General features: G+C 69.2%; 17 protein-coding genes, 3 tRNA genes and 1 pseudogene. 13 read left to right on the forward strand and 8 right to left on the reverse strand.

Annotated features, from left to right (window positions below):
- Positions 1-23: 23 nt before the first annotated feature.
- Positions 24-170: pseudogene (locus ABIE44_RS19630) on the reverse strand (hypothetical protein); the annotation flags it as partial.
- A 95-nt stretch (positions 171-265) separates the two neighbouring features.
- Here ABIE44_RS19630 and ABIE44_RS11150 point away from each other — a divergent pair.
- On the forward strand, positions 266-736 hold the full coding sequence (locus tag ABIE44_RS11150; protein WP_209718037.1) for a winged helix-turn-helix transcriptional regulator: 471 nt from the start codon (positions 266-268) through the stop codon (positions 734-736).
- Here the strand turns inward: ABIE44_RS11150 and ABIE44_RS11155 are convergent.
- From ABIE44_RS11155 to ABIE44_RS11170, 4 genes are all read right to left on the reverse strand, one after another.
- Complete coding sequence (locus ABIE44_RS11155) at positions 719-916, reverse strand: hypothetical protein (protein ID WP_209718035.1); 198 nt, start codon at positions 914-916, stop codon at positions 719-721. The genes ABIE44_RS11150 and ABIE44_RS11155 overlap by 18 nt on opposite strands.
- A 173-nt stretch (positions 917-1089) precedes the next feature.
- Positions 1090-2496, reverse strand: coding sequence for an RNA polymerase sigma factor (locus ABIE44_RS11160; protein WP_209718032.1), 1407 nt, complete (start codon positions 2494-2496; stop codon positions 1090-1092).
- 103 nt (positions 2497-2599) lie between these two features.
- A complete protein-coding gene (locus ABIE44_RS11165) occupies positions 2600-3157 on the reverse strand; it encodes a GNAT family N-acetyltransferase (RefSeq protein WP_354438010.1) in 558 nt (185 codons plus the stop codon).
- 66 nt (positions 3158-3223) lie between these two features.
- Positions 3224-3297, reverse strand: a tRNA-Phe gene (locus tag ABIE44_RS11170).
- 165 nt (positions 3298-3462) lie between these two features.
- On the opposite strand from ABIE44_RS11170, the gene ABIE44_RS11175 reads away from it, so the two are divergent.
- The 11 genes from ABIE44_RS11175 to ABIE44_RS11225 all read left to right on the forward strand — a co-directional run bounded on the left by ABIE44_RS11175 (position 3463) and on the right by ABIE44_RS11225 (position 13060).
- Positions 3463-4239, forward strand: coding sequence for an SDR family oxidoreductase (locus ABIE44_RS11175; RefSeq protein WP_209718026.1), 777 nt, complete (start codon positions 3463-3465; stop codon positions 4237-4239).
- Positions 4236-5645, forward strand: a complete 1410-nt coding sequence (locus ABIE44_RS11180) for a cytochrome P450 (protein ID WP_354438011.1) — start codon at positions 4236-4238, stop codon at positions 5643-5645. Before ABIE44_RS11175 ends, ABIE44_RS11180 begins: the two co-directional genes overlap by 4 nt.
- Positions 5642-5836: a ferredoxin gene (locus ABIE44_RS11185; protein WP_209718023.1), complete on the forward strand. Its 195-nt coding sequence runs from the start codon at positions 5642-5644 to the stop codon at positions 5834-5836. The genes ABIE44_RS11180 and ABIE44_RS11185 overlap by 4 nt, the downstream gene beginning before the upstream one ends.
- Before the next feature lies 1 nt (position 5837).
- The gene (locus tag ABIE44_RS11190) at positions 5838-6497 is read left to right on the forward strand and encodes a nuclear transport factor 2 family protein (protein WP_209718020.1); all 660 of its coding nucleotides are present in this window, start codon (positions 5838-5840) and stop codon (positions 6495-6497) included.
- The gene (locus ABIE44_RS11195) at positions 6494-7948 is read left to right on the forward strand and encodes an aldehyde dehydrogenase (RefSeq protein ID WP_209718017.1); all 1455 of its coding nucleotides are present in this window, start codon (positions 6494-6496) and stop codon (positions 7946-7948) included. The genes ABIE44_RS11190 and ABIE44_RS11195 overlap by 4 nt, the downstream gene beginning before the upstream one ends.
- Positions 7949-8032: 84 nt before the next feature.
- Complete coding sequence (locus ABIE44_RS11200) at positions 8033-8782, forward strand: SDR family oxidoreductase (RefSeq protein WP_209718014.1); 750 nt, start codon at positions 8033-8035, stop codon at positions 8780-8782.
- Positions 8779-9645 carry an NAD(P)-dependent oxidoreductase gene (locus ABIE44_RS11205; RefSeq protein ID WP_354438012.1) on the forward strand — a complete coding sequence of 289 codons (867 nt, stop codon included), beginning with the start codon at positions 8779-8781 and terminating at the stop codon, positions 9643-9645. The genes ABIE44_RS11200 and ABIE44_RS11205 overlap by 4 nt, the downstream gene beginning before the upstream one ends.
- Before the next feature lie 2 nt (positions 9646-9647).
- A complete protein-coding gene (locus ABIE44_RS11210; RefSeq protein ID WP_209718011.1) occupies positions 9648-10016 on the forward strand; it encodes a carboxymuconolactone decarboxylase family protein in 369 nt (122 codons plus the stop codon).
- 1 nt (position 10017) lies between these two features.
- Positions 10018-10596 carry a TetR/AcrR family transcriptional regulator gene (locus ABIE44_RS11215; RefSeq protein WP_209718008.1) on the forward strand — a complete coding sequence of 193 codons (579 nt, stop codon included), beginning with the start codon at positions 10018-10020 and terminating at the stop codon, positions 10594-10596.
- Positions 10596-11825, forward strand: coding sequence for a cytochrome P450 (locus ABIE44_RS11220; RefSeq protein WP_209718005.1), 1230 nt, complete (start codon positions 10596-10598; stop codon positions 11823-11825). Before ABIE44_RS11215 ends, ABIE44_RS11220 begins: the two co-directional genes overlap by 1 nt.
- Positions 11822-13060: a hypothetical protein gene (locus ABIE44_RS11225; RefSeq protein ID WP_209718002.1), complete on the forward strand. Its 1239-nt coding sequence runs from the start codon at positions 11822-11824 to the stop codon at positions 13058-13060. Before ABIE44_RS11220 ends, ABIE44_RS11225 begins: the two co-directional genes overlap by 4 nt.
- Positions 13061-13078: 18 nt before the next feature.
- On the opposite strand, the gene ABIE44_RS11230 is transcribed toward ABIE44_RS11225, so the two are convergent.
- The 3 genes from ABIE44_RS11230 to ABIE44_RS11240 all read right to left on the reverse strand — a co-directional run bounded on the left by ABIE44_RS11230 (position 13079) and on the right by ABIE44_RS11240 (position 14697).
- Positions 13079-14389 carry a DUF7168 domain-containing protein gene (locus ABIE44_RS11230; RefSeq protein ID WP_209717999.1) on the reverse strand — a complete coding sequence of 437 codons (1311 nt, stop codon included), beginning with the start codon at positions 14387-14389 and terminating at the stop codon, positions 13079-13081.
- 86 nt (positions 14390-14475) lie between these two features.
- Positions 14476-14549: transfer RNA gene (locus ABIE44_RS11235), tRNA-Asp, on the reverse strand.
- A 75-nt stretch (positions 14550-14624) separates the two neighbouring features.
- A tRNA-Glu gene (locus ABIE44_RS11240) sits at positions 14625-14697 on the reverse strand.
- Between the two features lie 227 nt (positions 14698-14924).
- On the opposite strand from ABIE44_RS11240, the gene ABIE44_RS11245 reads away from it, so the two are divergent.
- Positions 14925-18926: an Ig-like domain repeat protein gene (locus tag ABIE44_RS11245; protein WP_209717996.1), complete on the forward strand. Its 4002-nt coding sequence runs from the start codon at positions 14925-14927 to the stop codon at positions 18924-18926.
- Positions 18927-18973: the final 47 nt, after the last annotated feature.

Genomic DNA, 18973 nt, shown 5'->3' on the forward strand with positions numbered 1-18973 from the left:
ACGTCGTCCACGACGGCCGGATCGATGCCGGTCCGGTCGACCAAGGCGCGGAGCGCGTGCGCATGCAGGTCGACCGGGTGGATCTCGGAGTAGGCCCCGCCGGGCTTGCCCTTGGCGCTGGGAGTACGGACGGCGTCGACGATGACGGCTGTGGTGCTCGCTGTGCTCATGGTGTGCCCCTCTTTCGTTGGTGACCTCAGGCTAGGTCAGTGAGTTGGAAAACCAAACTGATTGATTGTGTATTCCAACTCACTACACTGGGGGCATGGCTGAACTCGTCACCGCACTCGATCCGGACGGCGTCCGGACGTGCTCGATCGCCCGCACGCTCGACGTCGTGGGGGAGAAGTGGACGTTGCTCGCCGTCCGCGAGCTGATGCTCGGAAGCCGGCGGTTCGAGCAGATCGTCCGGCGTACGGGCGCGCCGCGCGACATCCTCACGACGCGGCTCCGCAAGCTCGAGGAGCACGGCCTGGTCGAACGGGTCCAGTATCAGAGCAGGCCGGACAGGTTCGAGTACCGGCTGACCGACCTCGGCTGGAGCCTCGACAAGGTGATCACGATGCTGCGTGACTGGGGTGACGCTCACCTGGCTGGTCCCGAGGGACCGCCGGTGGTGTTCCGGCACAGCTGCGGTGAGGTCTACCGACCTCGGACGGTGTGCGCGGCCTGCGGGGAGGAGGTTACCCGCGACGGCCTCGAGCTGGACTCAGCCGGATCAGCGGCTGGTGAGTGAGCGGCTGCGACCGGGAAGCTGGTCGAAGACGTCGGCGAGATGGGCGACCGGGTCGCCGGCGCCGGACTGCCAGATCGGGATCGCGGTGCCGTCGGGGGTCGAGAGGGTGTCCTCGGCGTCGCGCTTACGGGTCTTCTCCGCGGCGCGCCGCCGGCGGCCCTTGCTGATCGGCTGAGCCATGTGCGTCTCCCGAGCTGAGGCGTTGGTTCACGTGGACGTGGTGCGTGGGATTGTGTCGCCCGACCAGCCGAGGTTCAGGAGCGGCCGGGCGACACCCCCGTTGTTTCTCCCACCTTCGAGACGACGCCAAACCACGGATCCAACGTCGGTCCGACAGATCTGTCTAGTCCACCTCAGGGCTGGGAGCCCAGAACAGGGACCTCGGAGAGCAGCGAGGGGTCGCTCGATCCTAGGAGATCGGCAGGATCGACCTGGACCTGAGGGTCCGGGAGAAACTTCTCGGAGAGCGGGTCGACCGCGAGGTCGGGCACCGCGTCGGTGACCGTGGCCAGGTCCGGTACGTCGGGGGCGGAGCCGTTCGAGCTGGTGCCGACGTCCGGGACGGCGCTCACCGAGCGGGTGGTGTCGTGGACGCAGTTCGACAGGGCCGGCTGGGAGGTCGAGGCAAACGTCGACAGCAGGCCACCGAGGTGGTCGGTCACCGCTGCCAGGCTCGCGGGGGGCAGGGCGACGTCGCTGCACGTCGGGGTCGGGGCGTCGGACGGGGACGCCACGCCCCCCTTGCCCTGGGCGCCCGACCTCGTCGAGCTGCTGCTCGCTCCGACGCGCTCCGTGGGATCGTCCCCGGGCGCGGGAAGCTGGGCCTGTGCTGTCTGCGGTCCGGGCCTGGTGATCGCCTCGGTCGTGTGCGGGAGCGCGGTCACCGAGATCGCGATGGCTCCTGCCACGCCGGCAGCCACCGCTACGTTGCCGATGGTCGCCGGGATCTTGAACAGCTCGACCAGGGTGCCCGAGGTCGGCTTCGCTGCGAATGCGGCGAGGCCGAGGGCAGGGGCGCCGATGATCGCGCCGATCCGGTTGTTGATCGCGCTCAGCTCGCGGTAGCCCTCGGCGCAGTGCTCGCAGCTGCGGAGGTGACCCCACACCTGGTCGGTGTTCGTGGACTTCCGGGCACGGCCTCGGACGATCGCGGCGAGGTCCCGGTGCACGTCGGCGCACTCGGTGACGGTGCCGAGCTTGGCGTGCTCGGTGAGGTAGTTCTGACGGAGTCCTTCCAGGGCACGGGACTTCAGAGCGTGCACGGCCGTCGGGTTGATGCCGAGCTCGCCGGCGAGCTCGCTGCCGTCGCGACCCTCGATGAGGTTCGACCACAGGACGTAGCGCCAGCGGGCCGGCAGGTTCTTGAAGGCGTTTGCGACGATGTCGGACTCGATCGCGTCGGCCTCGGGAGCGACCAGGTTGAGCACCCGCTCCTCGTCGAGCTCGAGCGGCGTCCCGGTGCGCTGTTCCCGGCGTACGGCGGTGATGTGCAGGTTGCGGACCGTCGTGCAGAGGTACGCGCGCACCGACTCCGACGGGCCGTGGCCCTGGGCGATGGCGGCGAACACCTTGGTCATCGCCTCGGACGCCAGGTCCTCGGCGTCGTACTTGTTGCCGGCCACCTTCCGGGCGGTGGCGAGCACGGCCGGGCGGACGCGGATCCACAGGACGTCGGCGGCCTGGAGGTCGCCGGCCTTGGCGTCGGCGAGCAGGTCGGACTCGTCGCGGTCGTCGAAGAAGTCGACGATCTGCTGCGCCATCACCGACTCCCGTCCGTGCTTGCTCCGCCTGTCCCGTCTGCTCGAGAGGGCTCGGGGTCGATCCTACGGGTCAAAGGGCGCTGGACATACGGAAAGGTGCAGGTCAGGAGTGCTGCGGTCCTCCAGGGAGCTGATCGGTCGCGAGCAGCCCGTAGACCCAGGAGTCGGACACGACGCCGTTGACGACGCAGTCCTCGCGCAACGTCCCCTCCCGGACGAAGCCCAGCTTCTCGAGCACACGCGCGCACGCGACGTTCCGGGTATCGAGCTCTGCCTGGACCCGATGGAGGTCGAGCGATTCGAAGGCCCACTCCACGAGGGCCGCGGCGGCCTCCGTCGCGAAGCCGTGTCCCCAGGCCGTCTCGGTGTAGCAGAAACCGATCGCTGCGCTGCGGTGCGCCGGGTTCCAGCGGGTCAGGCTGCACCAGCCGAGGAAGCCGCCCGCGCTCTCCACGGCCAGACGCACGCCGGTGCCCTCCTCGGCCAGCTGTCGGCAGCCGTCCAGGAAGCTCTCGGCCCGCGCGGGTTCGGTCCAGGGCGGCGAGTCCCAGTACCGGAGCACGAACGCGTTGCTGTGCAGGGCGTACAGGTCGGCCGCGTCCGAGGAGGTGAACGGGCGCAGCACGAGGCGTTCGGTCCTGAGGGTCGGCGCTGCCAGCATGGGCCCCATCGTGCCCCAACGACAACGAGCAGACCCCCGCCGCAGTGCGACGGGGGTCTGAGGACGTGGCCAGGGGCGGGGTCGAACCGCCGACCTTCCGATTTTCAGTCGGACGCTCGTACCAACTGAGCTACCTGGCCAACAGCGCAGAAGCATACCGGGATCGATTCCGGGCGCCGAATCGGGCCGAAGCTCTTGCGCGGTGGGAGTTCGTCCAGTAGAACTGGACACCTGTCCAGTTCAGTGTCCAGTTGATCTCGTCCGCGAGCTCACTTCGTTCGCTGCTCGATCATCGGAAGGTTTCGATGCCCAAACCTCTTCACCCCGACCGCCGCCCAGCGGTCGTCGCCGGAGCCTCGTCCGGGATCGGCGCCACCACGGCGCTCACCCTCGCGGCCGCCGGCTTCCCGGTCGCCCTCGGCGCTCGCCGCGTGGAGAAGTGCGCCGAGCTGGTCGAGCAGATCCGCGCGGAGGGTGGCGAGGCCGTCGCCCACCCGCTCGACGTCACCGACCAGGCCTCGGTCGACGCCTTCGCCAAGGCCGTCGAGTCCGACCTCGGTCCGGTCGAGGTGCTGGTCTCGAACGCCGGCCACACCGCGCCGGGGATCATCCACGAGGTCAGCACGGAGCGCTTCGCCTCCGAGATAGACCTGAACCTGCTCGGTGCCCACCGGTTGGTCCGTGCCTTCGTCCCCGGGATGGTCGAGCGCCAGCGGGGGGACGTGCTCTTCGTCAGCTCCGACGTGGCGGTGCGCGCCCGGCCGTTCATGTCGGCGTACGCGGCCGGCAAGTGGGGGCTCGAGGGCATGGCGCACGCGATGCAGCAGGAGCTCGAGGGATCGGGCATCCGGATCTCGATCGTCCGGCCAGGTCCGACCTGGAGCGAGATGGGCGGGGACTGGGACGCCGATGCGGGCGCACAGGTGCTCACCGCCTGGATCAAGTTCGGGCACGCACGCCACTCGCACTTCCTCAAGCCGGCGGCGCTCGCGAACGCCATCGAGACCGTCGTCAGTGCGCCGCGCGGCGTGCACCTGAACCTCATCGAAGTGAACCCCGAAGCACCGCTGGAGGAGAAATGAGCATCTCGACAAGCTCGATGACCGGGAGCGGTATCGACGGCATCAAGGAGGTGTCGCGCCGGTTCCCCGAGGACGCGCACGGCCACCTCGAGGACCTCCGCGACGACCCGATCGACCTGCTGCACCGGGTGCGCGAGGAGTGCGGCGAGATCGGCCGCTTCCGGCTCGCCGACCGCGACGTCGTCCTGGTCACCGGAGCCGAGGCCAACGAGGCGTTCTTCCGGGCGCCCGACGAGATCCTCGACCAGGCCGCGGCGTACCCGTTCATGACGCCGATCTTCGGCAAGGGCGTCGTCTTCGACACCTCGCCCGAGCAGCGGTCGGAGGCGCTGAAGAACCAGGCGCTCAAGGGCGAGATGATGCGCGGCCACGCCGCGACCATCGAGAACGAGATCAACCAGATGGTCGCCGACTGGGGCGAGGAGGGGGAGATCGACCTGCTCGCGTTCTTCGCCGAGCTCACGATCTACACCACCTCGGCCTGCCTGATCGGCATGCCGTTCCGCTCCGAGCTCGACGGCCGGTTCGCGGAGTACTACCACGAGCTCGAGCGCGGCACCGATGCGTTGGCCTACGTCGACCCGTACATGAAGGGCGTCGAGTCCTTCGAGATCCGCGACGCCGCCCGGCTCAAGCTGGTCGACCTGGTGCAGGCGATCATCGACAAGCGCCATGTGCGCGGCAAGGTCGCCCGCGAGGACCGCGACCTGCTCGACGTCCTGATCTCGCTCAAGAACGAGGACGGCACCGACCACTTCACCGCGGACCAGATCACCGGCATGTTCATCTCGATGATGTTCGCCGGGCACCACACCTCGTCCGGTACGGCGGCGTGGACGCTGATCGAGCTGCTCCGCAACCCCGCAGCGATGGCCGACATCGTGGCCGAGCTCGACCACCTGTACGCCGACGGGTCGGAGGTCTCCTTCCAGGCGCTGCGTTCGATCCCGAACCTCGAGGCCACCCTGAAGGAGACGTTGCGGCTGCACCCGCCGCTGATCCTGCTGCTGCGCGTCGCCCAGGAGGACTTCGAGATCGGCGGGCACCTGCTGCCGGCCGGCACGATGGTCGGGGCCAGCCCGCGGGTCTCCAACCGGATCGCCGAGGACTTCCCGAACCCCGACGCGTTCGACCCCGGCCGCTACCTCGACCCGAACCAGGCCGACCTGCAGAACCGCTGGACCTGGATCCCGTTCGGCGCGGGCAAGCACCGCTGCGTCGGCAACGCCTTCGCGATGATGCAGCTCAAGGCGATCTTCTCGGTGCTGCTGCGTGACTACACCTTCGAGATGGTGCTGCCTTCGGAGGAGTACAAGGACGACACCTCGAAGATGGTGATCCAGCTCGCCAGCCCCGCCACCGTCCGCTACCGGCGCCGTTCGTCGAGCGGGGTCGAGACGCCGTGAAGGTCGCAGCCGACCTGGAGCTGTGCCAGGGACACCAGATGTGCCAGTTCGAGGCACCTGACGTGTTCGGCCTCAACGACGCCGAGGACAAGGTCGTCCTGCTCGACGACAACCCGCCCGAGGACCTGCGGTCGCAGGTCCAGCAAGCCGTGAAGTACTGCCCTGCAATGGCTCTCACCCTGGAGGATTGACATGCCCGACTACACCCGCGCCGAGCTCGAGGAGTTCTGGGACTCCTGGCTGGCGGTCAACCGCGAGGCCGAGCGCATCGGCGACTGGCGGATCATGGCCGAGCACTACGCCGTCGATGCGACGTACGGCTGGATGTACGCCCCCGACGAGCACTTCATGGCGGTCGGTCGCGATCAGATCCGTGACTGGGCGATCGGTATCGAGATGGACGGCCTTGACGGCTGGCACTACGACTACCAGGCCTCGCTGATCGACGACCAGAAGGGAATGATCGTCGGCTTCTGGAAGCAGAAGTCCGGCATCCTCGACGACTCCGGCAAGGAGTTCGAGATCCTTGGCATCGGCGGATCCTGGTTCGGTGTCGAGCGTCAGACCGAGGGCGAGGATGCGGGCAAGCTCAAGTTCGCCTGGCAGCGCGACTGGTTCGACATGCCGTCGACCGCGCACACGTTCGTCGAGATCATCAAGGCGAACAAGGCTCCCGAGACGCTGCTCAAGCGGATGGCCGTCAGCGGTCACGGCGTCCCCGGGCACTACCACTACGAGGACATCCCCTCGCCGGTCTGGCCGCCGCCGGTCGAAGCCGGGAACTACCTGACCCAGACCCCGACCGACGTCTCCGCAGGCTCGACGGCCGAGGCCACGGAGGCGACGGCATGACCACCCCCGCACCCCTGCAGCTGATCGACGGCAAGCTCACGCCGGCGAGCGACGGCGCGACGTACGCGATCCTCAACCCGGCCACCGGTGCCGAGATCGGCCAAGCACCGGACAGCACCGCGGACGACGTCGAGGCAGCGATCGCCGCGGCCCGGCGCGCCTTCGACGAGTCCGACTGGTCGACGAACCTCGAGCTGCGGGTGCGCTGCATCCGTCAGCTCCAGAAGGCGCTGTACGACAACGCCGACGACTTCAAGGCGCTCACCACTGCTGAGGTGGGCATGCCCGGTTTCATGATCGGTGCGGCCGGGTTCGACGGTCCGGTCGACGGGCTCACCTTCGTCGCCGACACCGCGGAGTCCTACGAGTTCGAGACCGACCTCGGCGTCGCCTCGCCGATGGGCATCCCGAGCCGCCGGACGGTCCGCCGCGAGCCGGTCGGCGTCGTCGCGGCGATCACACCGTGGAACGTCCCGACGCAGATCAACCTCGCGAAGGTCGCCCCGGCTCTGGCGGCCGGGTGCACCGTCGTGCTCAAGCCTGCTCCGGACACCCCGTGGCTGGCCTACGAGCTCGGGCGCCTGGTGGCGGAGCACACCGACATCCCGGCGGGCGTCTTCAACGTCGTCGCGCCGAAGTCGAACGAGGTCGCCGCGGTGCTGACGACCGACCCGCGGATCGACATGGTCTCCTTCACCGGCTCGACGCAGACCGGTCGCGCGATCATGGCCGCCGCTGCTCCGACGCTGAAGAAGGTGTTCCTCGAGCTCGGCGGAAAATCCGCCGCGATCGCGCTCGACGACGCCGACGTCGCCTCGGTCGCCGGTGCCACCGCGTTCGCCGCCTGCATCCACGCCGGCCAGGGCTGCGCGATCACCACCCGTCTGGTCGTGCCGCGCGAGAAGTACGACGAGGCCGTCCAGGTCGCCGCGGCGACGATGGAGTCGATCGGCGCCAAGGACCCGACGGACCCCGGCACGATCTGCGGGCCGGTGATCTCCGCGGTCCAGCGCGACCGCGTCGAGGGCTACCTCAAGCTCGCGCTCGAGGAGGGCGGCACCTTCGCCACCGGTGGGTCGGTCATCGATCAGGACGGGTTCTGGATCCAGCCGACCGTCGTCGCCGGGCTCGACAACTCCTCGCGTCTGGCGCAGGAGGAGATCTTCGGGCCGGTGCTCGTCGTCATCCCGCACGACGGGGACGACGACGCGGTCCGGATCGCCAACGACTCGGCGTACGGGCTCTCGGGGTCGGTCGACTCCGGCGACCTCGCCCGCGCGAAGGCCGTGGCTGCTCGGATCCGTACCGGCACGCTCGCAGTGAACGGCGGAGTCTGGTTCAGCCCGGACGCGCCGTTCGGTGGCTACAAGCAGTCCGGCATCGGCCGGGAGATGGGCGTCGCCGGGTTCGAGGAGTACCTGGAGACCAAGACCATCGCCGAACCCGCGTAGTCGGTCGTCGACCTTGCCGAGACGTCACCCGATCTCGGCAAGCTCGATCACCGGAACCCTCAACCAACGGACAAGGACATGAACATGCGTTTCGAGAACAAGGTCGTCATCGTCACCGGCGCTGCCCAGGGCATCGGCGAGGCGTACGCCAAGGCGCTCGCCGCCGAGGGTGCCTCGGTCGTCGTCGCCGACCTCAACGAGGACTCCGGCAAGCAGGTCGTCGCGGCGATCGAGGAGGCCGGCGGCAAGGCCATCTTCGTCCGCACCGACGTCTCCGACGCCGAGTCCGCCAACGCGATGGCCGAGGCGACGATGTCGGCGTACGGGCGCATCGACGGCCTGATCAACAACGCGGCCATCTACGGCGACATGGCCTTCGACCTGCTGATCACGGTCGACTGGGACTACTACAAGAAGTTCATGAGCGTGAACCTCGACGGATCGCTGGTGGTGACGCGTGCGGTCTACGGCCACATGGCGAAGACCGGCGGCGGCTCCATCGTCAACCAGTCCTCGACCGCGTCGTGGCTGTACTCGGGCTTCTACGGTCTGGCCAAGGCTGCGACCAACAGCCTGACCCAGCAGCTCGCCCACGAGCTCGGCGGCCAGGGCATCCGGGTCAACGCGATCGCGCCGGGCCCGGTGGACACCGAGGCGACCCGCACCCAGGCCGGCGACGCCGCGCACGACATCGTCAAGAACAGCCTGGCAATCAAGCGGATCGGGCAGGTCGAGGACATGGTCGGCGCCGCACTGTTCCTGCTCTCCGACGAGTCGTCGTGGGTCACCGCGCAGATCCTCGCCGTCGACGGCGGTCAGGTGTTCCGCTCGTGACCTCCCCGTTGGTTGAGCCTGTCGAAACCAGGGCCGGGTTCATCGGCCTGGGCAACATCGGCAAGCCGATGGCGCTCCGGCTCGCGGGTTGGGAGGGCGGCCTGACCGTCTTCGACCTCGCGCCCGAGCCGCTGGCCGAGGCCGAGAAGGCCGGCGCACGGGTCGCGTCGTCGGTGGGCGACCTTGCTGCCGAGTGCGGGTACATCTCGGTGATGGTGAACACCGACGAGCAGGTGCGCGACGTGATGGGGGAGATCCTCGGTGCGGCCAAGCCGGGCACCGTAGTGGCCGTCCACTCGACCATCTCGCCGGACCTGCCGCCGCGTCTGGAGGACCTCGGGGGCCGCAACGACCTGCTGGTGGTCGACGCCCCGGTCTCCGGTGGTTCGATGGGTGCGGGGGAGGGAACGCTCGCGATCATGGTCGGCGGTACCGAGGCCGCGTTCGAGGCCGTCAGCGGACCGCTCGGGCTGATGGGCACCGAGGTCGTGCACTGCGGACCGATCGGCAGCGGCACCGCCGCGAAGCTGGCGCGCAACCTCCTGCACTTCGTCTCGTTCACCGCGACGGGCGAGGCCCTCCGGTTGGCGGAGGCAGCCGGCATCGACCTGACCGTGCTCGGCAAGGTCGTCCGGCACACCGACTCGATCACGGGTGGTCCCGGAGCGATCATGCTCCGGGACACGGCCAAGGAGATCCAGCCCGGCGACTTCTGGCTCTCGATCTTCCAGCACGTGCACGCGCTCGGCGCCAAGGACCTCTCGCACGCGATCGAGCTCGCGGACCGGTTGCACGTCGACGTACCGATGGCTCAGTTCGCGCTCGACAACCTCGGCCCGGCACTGGGCCTCCCGAAGGAGTAGTGATGGGCAAGTACGACGACCTCCCCGAGACCAGGCGCCGCGGGCTGGAGAAGATGAACAAGGTCTACGGCTTCGACATGTCCGACATGGACGGTGATTTCTTCCGCTACACCGCCGACCACCTGTTCGCCGACATCTGGAGCCGACCCGGCCTCGATGACCGTGACCGTCGGCTGCTGCTCATCGGGATGCTCTGCACCCACGGCGCCCAGGACGTCCTGTCGATCCAGATCCCCGCGGCGTTCAAGGCGGGCGAGCTCGACGAGGACCAGCTGCGCGAGATCGTCATCATGGTCTGCCACTACGCCGGCTGGCCGGTCGGTGCGCGGCTGAACAGCCTCGTCGAGGACACCATCGCGAAGGGTCGCTGAGGTGGCCTCCGAACCCGTCACCTCGCACCTCCGGCTCGGTCTGAACCCACGTCAGGCCGAGACCGTGGAGAAGCTCCTGCTCGCGGGCGAGCAGGAGCTCGAGGAGGTCGGCCCGGAGGCGCTCACGATCCGTACCGTCGCGCAACGGGCGGGGGTGTCGCCGGCGACGGCGTACACGTACCTCGCCTCGAAGAACCACCTGTTCGCCGAGCTGTTCTGGCGCAAGATCGTGACCGACGCCGGTCCCGAGCCGGCCGGCGCGACGGCAGTCGACCGGATCCGTGTGGTCACCCGGCACTACGCCGCCATGCTCGGTCGCTCGCCGAACCTGGCCACCGCCGCGAACATCGCCCTGCTCGGGACGGATCCCGAGGTCGAGCGGCTCCGGCTGGTGATCGGCGCCGAGTTCGTGAACCGGTTCCGCGAGGCGATCGGGGAGCCGTCGGACCCGCGCGTCGTGGAAGCCCTGACCCTGGCGTTCTCCGGAGCGCTGCTGCAGGCCGGCATGGGCCTGATGACCTACGAAGAACTCTCCCAGCGGCTCGACGACGTCGTCGCCGTGATCATGGAAGGCCACTGATGAGCACCGACGCGACCGAGGCGGCGAAGGCGGGCGGCTGCCCGATCAACTTCGACCACTACGACCACGCCCTCCAGGACGACCCGTACCCGACGTACGCGCGGATGCGGGAGGAGGCGCCGCTGTACCACAACGAGGAGCACGACTTCTGGGTGATGACGCGGCACGCGGACCTGCACCAGGCGTTCCGTGACGACACCACGTTCTCCAACCGGATGGGCGTCTCGCTGGACCCGAGCTCGTGGAACGAGAACGCGCACTACGTGACCTCGTTCCTCGGCATGGACCCGCCGGAGCAGACCCGGCTGCGCAAGCTGGTCTCCCGCGGGTTCACCCCGAAGCGGGTGGCCGACCTCGAGCCGCGGATCACCGAGATCAGCGCGAAGTACCTCGACGCCGCGGTCGAGAAGGGCGAGTTCGACTGGATCGCAGACTTCGCCGGAAAGTTCCCGATGGACGTCATCTCCGAGATGCTCGGTGTGCCGGAGGAGGACCGCGACGAGGTGCGGCACTACGCCGACAACCTGGTGATCCGTGAGGACGGCCTGCGCGACGTCCCGCCGGCGGGCTTCGAGGCTGCAGGCTGGCTGTTCAGCTACTACGGGAAGCTGATCGCCGACCGGAAGGCCAACCCCACCGACGACCTCGTGAACGCGCTCATCAACGCGGAGGACGAGGGCCAGCGGATGACCGACCAGGAGCTCACCGCGTTCCTGTTCCTCATGGTCGTCGCCGGCAACGAGACCACGACCAAGCTCCTCGGCAACGCGGTCGCGAACATCTCGGCGAACCCCGACCAGCGCACCGCGGTGTTCGCCGACGCGGCGCTCGTCGAGCCGTGGATCGAGGAGACGCTGCGCTACGAGGCGTCCAGCCAGTTCCTCGGCCGTCTCACGCTCGAGGACTTCACGATCGGCGGCGTGACCTGCCCCGCCGGCTCGAAGCTGATGTTCGCGATCGGTGCCGCCAACCACGACAGCGACGTGTTCACGAACGCCGAGCAGTTCGACATCACCCGCGAGAAGGCCGAGCTGTCCAAGCACATCGCGTTCGGCGGCGGGCGACACTTCTGCCTGGGAGCGAACCTGGCTCGGCTCGAGGCGAACATCGCGCTGCAGCAGCTCGTCGAGCGCGTCTCGTCGATCGAGGTGTCGGGAGAGCCGAAGCGCTTCTACTCCGCGAACGTGCGGGGCTACGCCTCGCTGCCGGTGAAGGTCACGCGCCGATGACGGCGAGCCGCTACGAGTCCCTGACCCGCGACGAGCTCGCCACGCTGGTTCCCGAGCTGCTGCTGATCGGACAGCTGATCGACCGGTCCGGCATGGCCTGGTGCATCAGCGCTTTCGGCCGCGAGGAGATGGCGCAGGTCGCGATCGAGGAGTGGATGGGCGCCAGCCCGATCTACACGCTGCGGATGCAGAAGGCACTGAAGTACGAGGGTGTCGACATCTTCACGATCTTCAAGGGCCTTCAGCTCGACATCGGGGCGCCGCCGCAGTTCATGGACTTCCGCTACACGATCCACGACCGCTGGAACGGCGAGTTCCACCTCGACCACTGCGGTGCGCTGATGGACGTCGAGCCGATGGGGCCCGAGTACGTCCGCTCGATGTGCCACGACATCGAGGACCCGACCTTCGATGCGACCGCGGTGGCGACGAACGCCAGGGCCCAGATCCGTCCGATCCACCGGCCACCCCGGGTTCCGGCCGACAGGAACCCGCACTGCGCGTGGACGGTCAAGATCGACGAGTCATACCCGGAAGTGTTCGAGTCCGCCGACTGCACCGCGCTGCGCGGCTCGAAGGCAGCGCTCACCGAACTGGCGCCGATCGACGAGACCGACGAGGGGCGCTCGGACTACTCCGGCGACGTCCTGGCAGACCTGGACTTCGCGGAGTTCTCGCACTCGGCGCTGGTCCGCATCGCCGACGAGGTCTGCCTGCAGATGCACCTGCTGAACCTGTCCTACCTGCGGGCGATCGACCGGCGCACCGAGACCGATCAGTACCTGGACATCGCCACCAAGCAGCTCACCGGCCTCGCCGGCATCGCGGCCGGGCGTATCCGCGCTGCGCTGAACCTGCCTGCTGACGAAACCGGTGCGCTGCGCGTCCTCGAGCTGCACCCGCTGCTGAACCCGGCGGCGTACGTGACGGCGTCGGTCGCCGACGGCACAATTCAGGTCTCGCACAGCCCCGCCCACCACGACGGTTCCTGGATCTCCATCGTCGGCCCCGAGCGCCTCGCGCCCCTGCAGGCACTCGTGCGGGCCGTGGACCCCTACCTCGACGTCGAGGTGTCAGGTTCCCCGGTGGTCGAGCCTGCCGAGACCTGGACCTTGCGCGTCGTACGCCGCAACGAGGCGGCTGCGGAGGCCGGGGAGGTCGCGGTCACCCGGTTCAGCACGGGCGCCGCGTTCGAGTTCGAGCACCGGAAGGCATTACCGCTCATCGTGGTCTGAGCGCGGCGCGACGGTGCCTCAGGCGGAGAGCTCCTTCTCCTGCCCCAAGCGCGCGCGATCGGCGGCGGCCTGACCGCGGCCGAGGGAGTGCTCGTCGAAGCCTCCGGCGCTGCCGCGCCACGTCCCGCGGACCCCGTGCTCGACCCTCATCTGGTCGAAGTAGTCGTGCACCTCGACCTCCTTGGCCGCCAGTGCGAGCGCCGTCGAAGCCGGGGCCAAGGGCGCAGGTGCCGCAGGCCCGGTGGGTTGCTGGGCCGCTTCCGTGCGAGCGCGGGCGGCGCGTTGTGCGTCGGCCAGGCGCTCGCCGATGCGGTCGGTCCACCCGTCGTAGAACGCAGCGCGAGCAGTCTGGCCGTGCACGGGCCGGTGCGCTCCGGAGCGCAGGTAGGCATCGGCGTCGGCGACCATCTGGACGACGAGCACGGCGTAGAGCGCCTTGGTCACGTCGATGTCGCCCTGGAACCCGTACAGGGTGACCCCGGTGTTGTCACCGCGGATCGTGCAGCGCAGGTCGTTGGCTCTGCTGATCGCGAGGATGAGCTCGATGAAGCGCACGTTGCTCCGCTGGTTGCGGTGCCCGAGACGCACGGACTCGAAGGTCGGCGTTGCCCGGCCGGCTTCTGCCTTCTCGTGGGCGGCGCGAGCCACCGCCAGCTCGATCGAGTGCACCGCGGCCAGCTCTTGCGCCTTGGAGAAGAACGTCTCGCGTTCGGCCTCGGTCCCGGCGCCCTCGGCGTGGCGGAGGATCTTCCCGACCTTCGCGAGCATGCCGTCGTCGTTGCCGGGTCGACGGTCGAGGCCGACCTGGTCGTACGCCTCGCGCAGCATCGCCGCGGTTTCGGCCCAGCCGAGGTCCTCGACGAGGCGGACGAACGTCGCCCGGAAGCCTTCGCCGTGGGAGTCGATGATGGTCCCGTCGACGCCGGTGTTCAGGTGGTGGGCCAGCTCGTGCAGCACGACCATGCCGCGCAGGGCCCACGAGCCTCCGCGCTCGCGTCGCGGCAGGTAGATCATGCCGTCGCGGTACGTGGCCTTCCGCCAGCCCGTGTGGGCCACGACGGTGACGTCGCGCTGCTCTCGACCCCGGTAGCGGGTCCCGAAAGCACGGGTCTGCCCCCGCAGGCGCTCGAGGACCTGCTCGGTGAAGCGGGTGACGTCCTCCGGGCGGGTGAACCGGGGCTCGGTCTCAGGGGTGTAGGTCATCGTGCGCGCCTCGCCGTCCCGGCGCACGCTCACCTGCACCTCGCCGGTCGCAGGATCGGCGGCATCGAGCCACGCCAGGACCATGTCCTCGGCGTCGTACGTCGTCTTCCGGTCAGGGTCCTCCACCCGGACCACGATGCCAGAGGGCACCGACAGCGCCAGCGCAGGAACGCAACGAAGCCCGGACCTGGTGGTCCGGGCTTCGTTCTCTGCGACCCCGACGGGACTCGAACCCGCGGCCTCCGCCGTGACAGGGCGGCGCGCTAACCAACTGCGCTACGGGGCCTGGCTTGTGACTTCGAGTGGATCTGTTTTCGAAGCCACGGAATGTTAACGCACGAAGGTGCTGCGCTCCCAATCGCACCCCCAACGGGATTCGAACCCGTGCTACCGCCGTGAAAGGGCGACGTCCTAGGCCACTAGACGATGGGGGCCTCGTCCGGACTGCCGAGGCGTTCCGAACCGACTCAGCATAGGGCTCCGGCAGAGGGCCGACCAAATCGGTCCAGGCCCCCGCGAGCGGTTGTCTCATTCGCTGAACAGAACCTTTAACGCGGCAGACACGGCGGCTCAACGGCGGTCGGCGAACCTGGGTCCGGCCTCGGCCAGACGCCGTTGCTGCCCTGTGCAGCGGCGTCCCGTTCTACCTCAGGAGTTCCCCTTGCAGCTCACATCTCGTCCGTGGCGCGCGCTCGCAGCCACCCTCTCCGCGGGTCTGGTCGCCGGCACCTTCGCCGCGTTCACGATCTCGCCTGCCGTCGCCGTCGACTCGAACTCGGGGGACAACTTCACCGTCGAGAAGGTCCCCGGCGGCTACGAGGTCACCGTCGAGCTCGACAAGCCGCTCCCGATCCGCGACGACGCGCCCTCGCTCGAGGCCGACGGCAAGAGCCTCGGCATCGCGAAGGAGTCGAAGGACGGCAAGGAGCTCTCCCTGGTCACCACCGACGCCTCTGTCCTGAGCGCCGAGACCATCGAGGCCGGCTGGGCGAGCCAGCCCCCGGGCGTGAGCACCTCCAGGGCTCTGACCGACGTGCCGGAGAGCGCAGCGGCAGCCATCGACGAGGACCCCACCTCGATCGGCAGCTACGAGTGGACCGAGGCGACGTACAACTTCGGCGCCCAGTCCATCCCGATGGCGGGCATCGGTGGCATCCGCGGCGAGCTCCAGGGCAAGATCTACCTGCCCGACAGCGGCGGCGCCCGCCCGACCGTGATCCTGCTGCACGGGCGGCACACGTCCTGCAGCCAGGGCACGGCCAACCCGAACCGCTGGCCGTGCGGCGCGAACCAGATCAACGTCCCCAGCTACAAGGGGTACGACGGCACCGGCCGCGCGCTGGCCAGCCACGGCTACGCGGTGGTCTCGATCGCGGCGAACGCGATCAACGCCAACGATGCCCAGCTCACCCTCGACAACGGTGCTCTCGCCCGTGGCCAGCTGATCCTGGACAGCATCGCGATGCTCGACAAGGCGTCCAAGAACCAGAACCCGACCTACCACGACGCCCAGTTCGACAAGGACGTCACGCTCGCCGAGGCTCTCGGTTCCGCGAAGGACCCGAACGACCCGGCCGATGCCGACACCCCCGACGAGACCTTGACGCCTGCGCAGCTCGTCGGACGCTTCGACCTGACGAACATCGGCGTCATGGGCCACTCCCGCGGTGGTGAGGGCGCGACCGCTGCGGTCACCCTCAACCAGGCGCTGCCGACGCCGTGGGGCATCACCTCGGTGCTGCCGTTGGCTCCCGTCGACTTCGGCCGGATGACGGTCGCGGACATCCCGATGCAGGTGATCCTCCCGTACTGCGACGGTGACGTCTCGAACCAGCAGGGCCAGCACATGATCGACGACAGCCGCTACGCGTTCGGCGACGACGTGCTGCGCTCCGCGGTGTGGGTGATGGGGGCGAACCACAACTTCTTCAACACCCGCTGGACGCCGGCGAAGTACCCGTACTCGACCAGCGACGACTGGAGCAACAGCACGACCCGGACCAACGACACCATCTGCGGCACGGCCCCTGCGGTCGCGGCGACGTCGATCCGGCTCACGCCCGACCAGCAGTACCAGGTCGGCACGGCGTGGATGGCCGGCTGGTTCCGGATGACGATGGGCGGCGAGAACCAGTTCCTGCCGTTGTTCGACGGCTCGGGTGCGGTGCCCACCACCGTCCCGCGTGACGTCCGCAGCTTCTCGACGGCTCCGGCCAGCAAGCGGAACACGATCACCACGTTCGAGTCGACCAGCTCGCTGATCCGGACCGTCGGCACGGCAACGGCGACCCCGTGCGCCAGCCTGGCAGGGCGCACCGTGCCGGTCGACCTGGCGTACTGCGCCACCACCTCGGCGAGCGCGATGGTGCCGCACTGGACGCCCGCCAGCTTCGGCGGCAACGTCCCGGCGACGCCGATGACCCGGATGGCGTGGACCGGCAGCACCGGCGAGGTTCGCGTGACGGTCCCGGCCGGCAAGCGCGACCAGAGCGGCTACCAGCGGCTCTCGGTCAAGGTCGCCGCCGACGAGTCGGTCACCACCGGCACCGACGTGACGCTGACGGTCAAGGACGGCGCCGGTGCGAGCTACAGCTCGCTGGTCTCCGCGCTGAACCCGTTCGCGGTCACCCGCTTCCCGACCTCGGCGAACTCGACCACCCTGAAGAAGGTCGTGCTCTCCCAGGTCAACGTCCCGGTCACCACCCTGGCGACGGCGGGTCTGAACGTGAGCGACATCCGCGAGGTCTCCTTCAAGGCGGCCACGGGGGCCGATGCCCTCGCCACCGGCGCGGTGCTGCTCTCGGACCTCGCCTTCGAGAGCTCCTCGGTCGGCACTGCCGTGGTCAAGAAGGAGGCGACGCTGAACGTGGCTCCGACCGTGGTGGAGGAGGGCAACGGCCCGGGGACGGCGGACGTCGCGGTCTTCCGTGAGGGCTCGACCAGCGGCACGGCGGTCGGGTGGGTCTCGGTGCTCGGCTCGGCCACGGGTCGCGGGGGCATCCTGCTGGAGAAGGTCGCCTTCGCACCGGGTGAGACCTGCAAGGTCGTCACGGCCCCGATCCTCGGTGACGCAGCGACCAGCACGTCGAACTCGACCCTGGTCAAGACGACCGTGATCAACACGAGCGGGGCGGTCATGGGCGACAAGGCCTTCACCAACGTCACCGTCCGGGAGGACGATGGCGTCACGGGCAGCGCAACCGCTCTGCCGCCTGCAGGCGTCCAGGGCAACCCGTGCGCGGAGAAGGCAGCGGCGGCCACCCCGACCGCGCTCAGCTTCTCCGACACCACCCCGGCACCCGGTCAGCAGATCACCGTGACCGGTTCGGGCTACCGACCCGGTGAGGGCGTCACGTTCTCCGTCGCCGGTACGCCGGTCGGGGTCGGGGTCGCCAACGCCTCCGGTGTCGTCGAGCTCCCGCTGACCCTGGCGGCGGACGCGGCGTACGGTCCGACGACGATCAGCTCGGTCGGTGCCGGCTCGGCCCTGACCGGCACGGGAAGCGTGACGGTGCTGGCCACGACGACGACGTCGCTGGAGCTCGCCCCGTCGGCGCCGAAGATCAAGCAGGCGGTCACGCTGACGGCCACGGTGGAGGGTGACGAGACGGCCGGCACGGTCCAGTTCTTCGACGGGGCCACCCTGCTGGGGTCGGCGCCGACGGTGGACGGGGTCGCGACCTTCAGCAAGCCGTCCGGGTTCCTGGCGGGTACCCACGACCTCGTGGCGAAGTTCGGTGCCACTGCCACCGCACAGGCCTCGGAGTCAGGTCCGGTGTCGATCACCCTGGTGAAGGGCGCGGCACCGATCGTGATGGCGATCTCCACCGACGCCTCGACGTACGGGACCGCGGTGACCGGCCAGGTCTCCGTCGGTGCCGTCGGCGCAGCCGAGGTGACGGTCAAGTACGGCACCTCCACGGTGGTCGTGCCGCTGACCAACGGCTCCGCCGGCTTCACGTTGCCGGCGACGCTGGCGCCGGGCAGCTACACGGTGACGGCGCAGTACCTCGGCTCCGACGAGCTCGAGGCCAGCCCGGTCGCATCGGCACCGCTGACGGTGTCGAAGAAGCCGACCACGCTGCTGATGGCGACCTCGCGGACGTCCTCGACGTTCGGGACGGTGGTCACCGGTCAGGTCTCGGTGAGCGAGAGCTCGGCGAGCTCGGTCACGGTGAAGTACGGCAGCACGACCACGGTCGTGCCGCTGGCCAACGGGGCCGGGAAGTTCTCGTTGCCGGCCACGCTGGCGCCGGGCAGCTACACCGTGACGGCCCAGTTCCTCGGCACGAGCGTGCTGGAGGCCAGCGCCATCGCCTCGGCACCCCTCGTGGTGGGCAAGCGGCCGACCTCGGTGGGCGTCAGCGGACCGTCGACGGCCAAGGGCGGCAAGTCGCTGACCGTGACCTTCGCGGTCGCGGGCTCGGTGGCGGGCACCTACCCGGCCGGTGACCTGAAGATCTACCAGTCGGTCGGCGGCGGGGCGTACAAGCTGGTCTCGACCAGGACCCTGACCCAGACGAGCAAGGGGATCGTGAAGCTCACGACGACCGCACCCGCGTCGGGCAAGGACCTGCGCTACAAGGCCACGTACGTCGGCAACGCGTCCTTCGCCGGCTCGTCCAGCGGCGTGAAGACGGTGGTGGTCAGCAAGAAGAAGTAGGCACCGCAGGACACGACGGGCTCACGGCGCTGCCGTGGGTCCGTCGT

The sequence above is a fragment of the Marmoricola sp. OAE513 genome, assembly GCF_040546585.1.
Lineage (GTDB): Bacteria > Actinomycetota > Actinomycetes > Propionibacteriales > Nocardioidaceae > Marmoricola.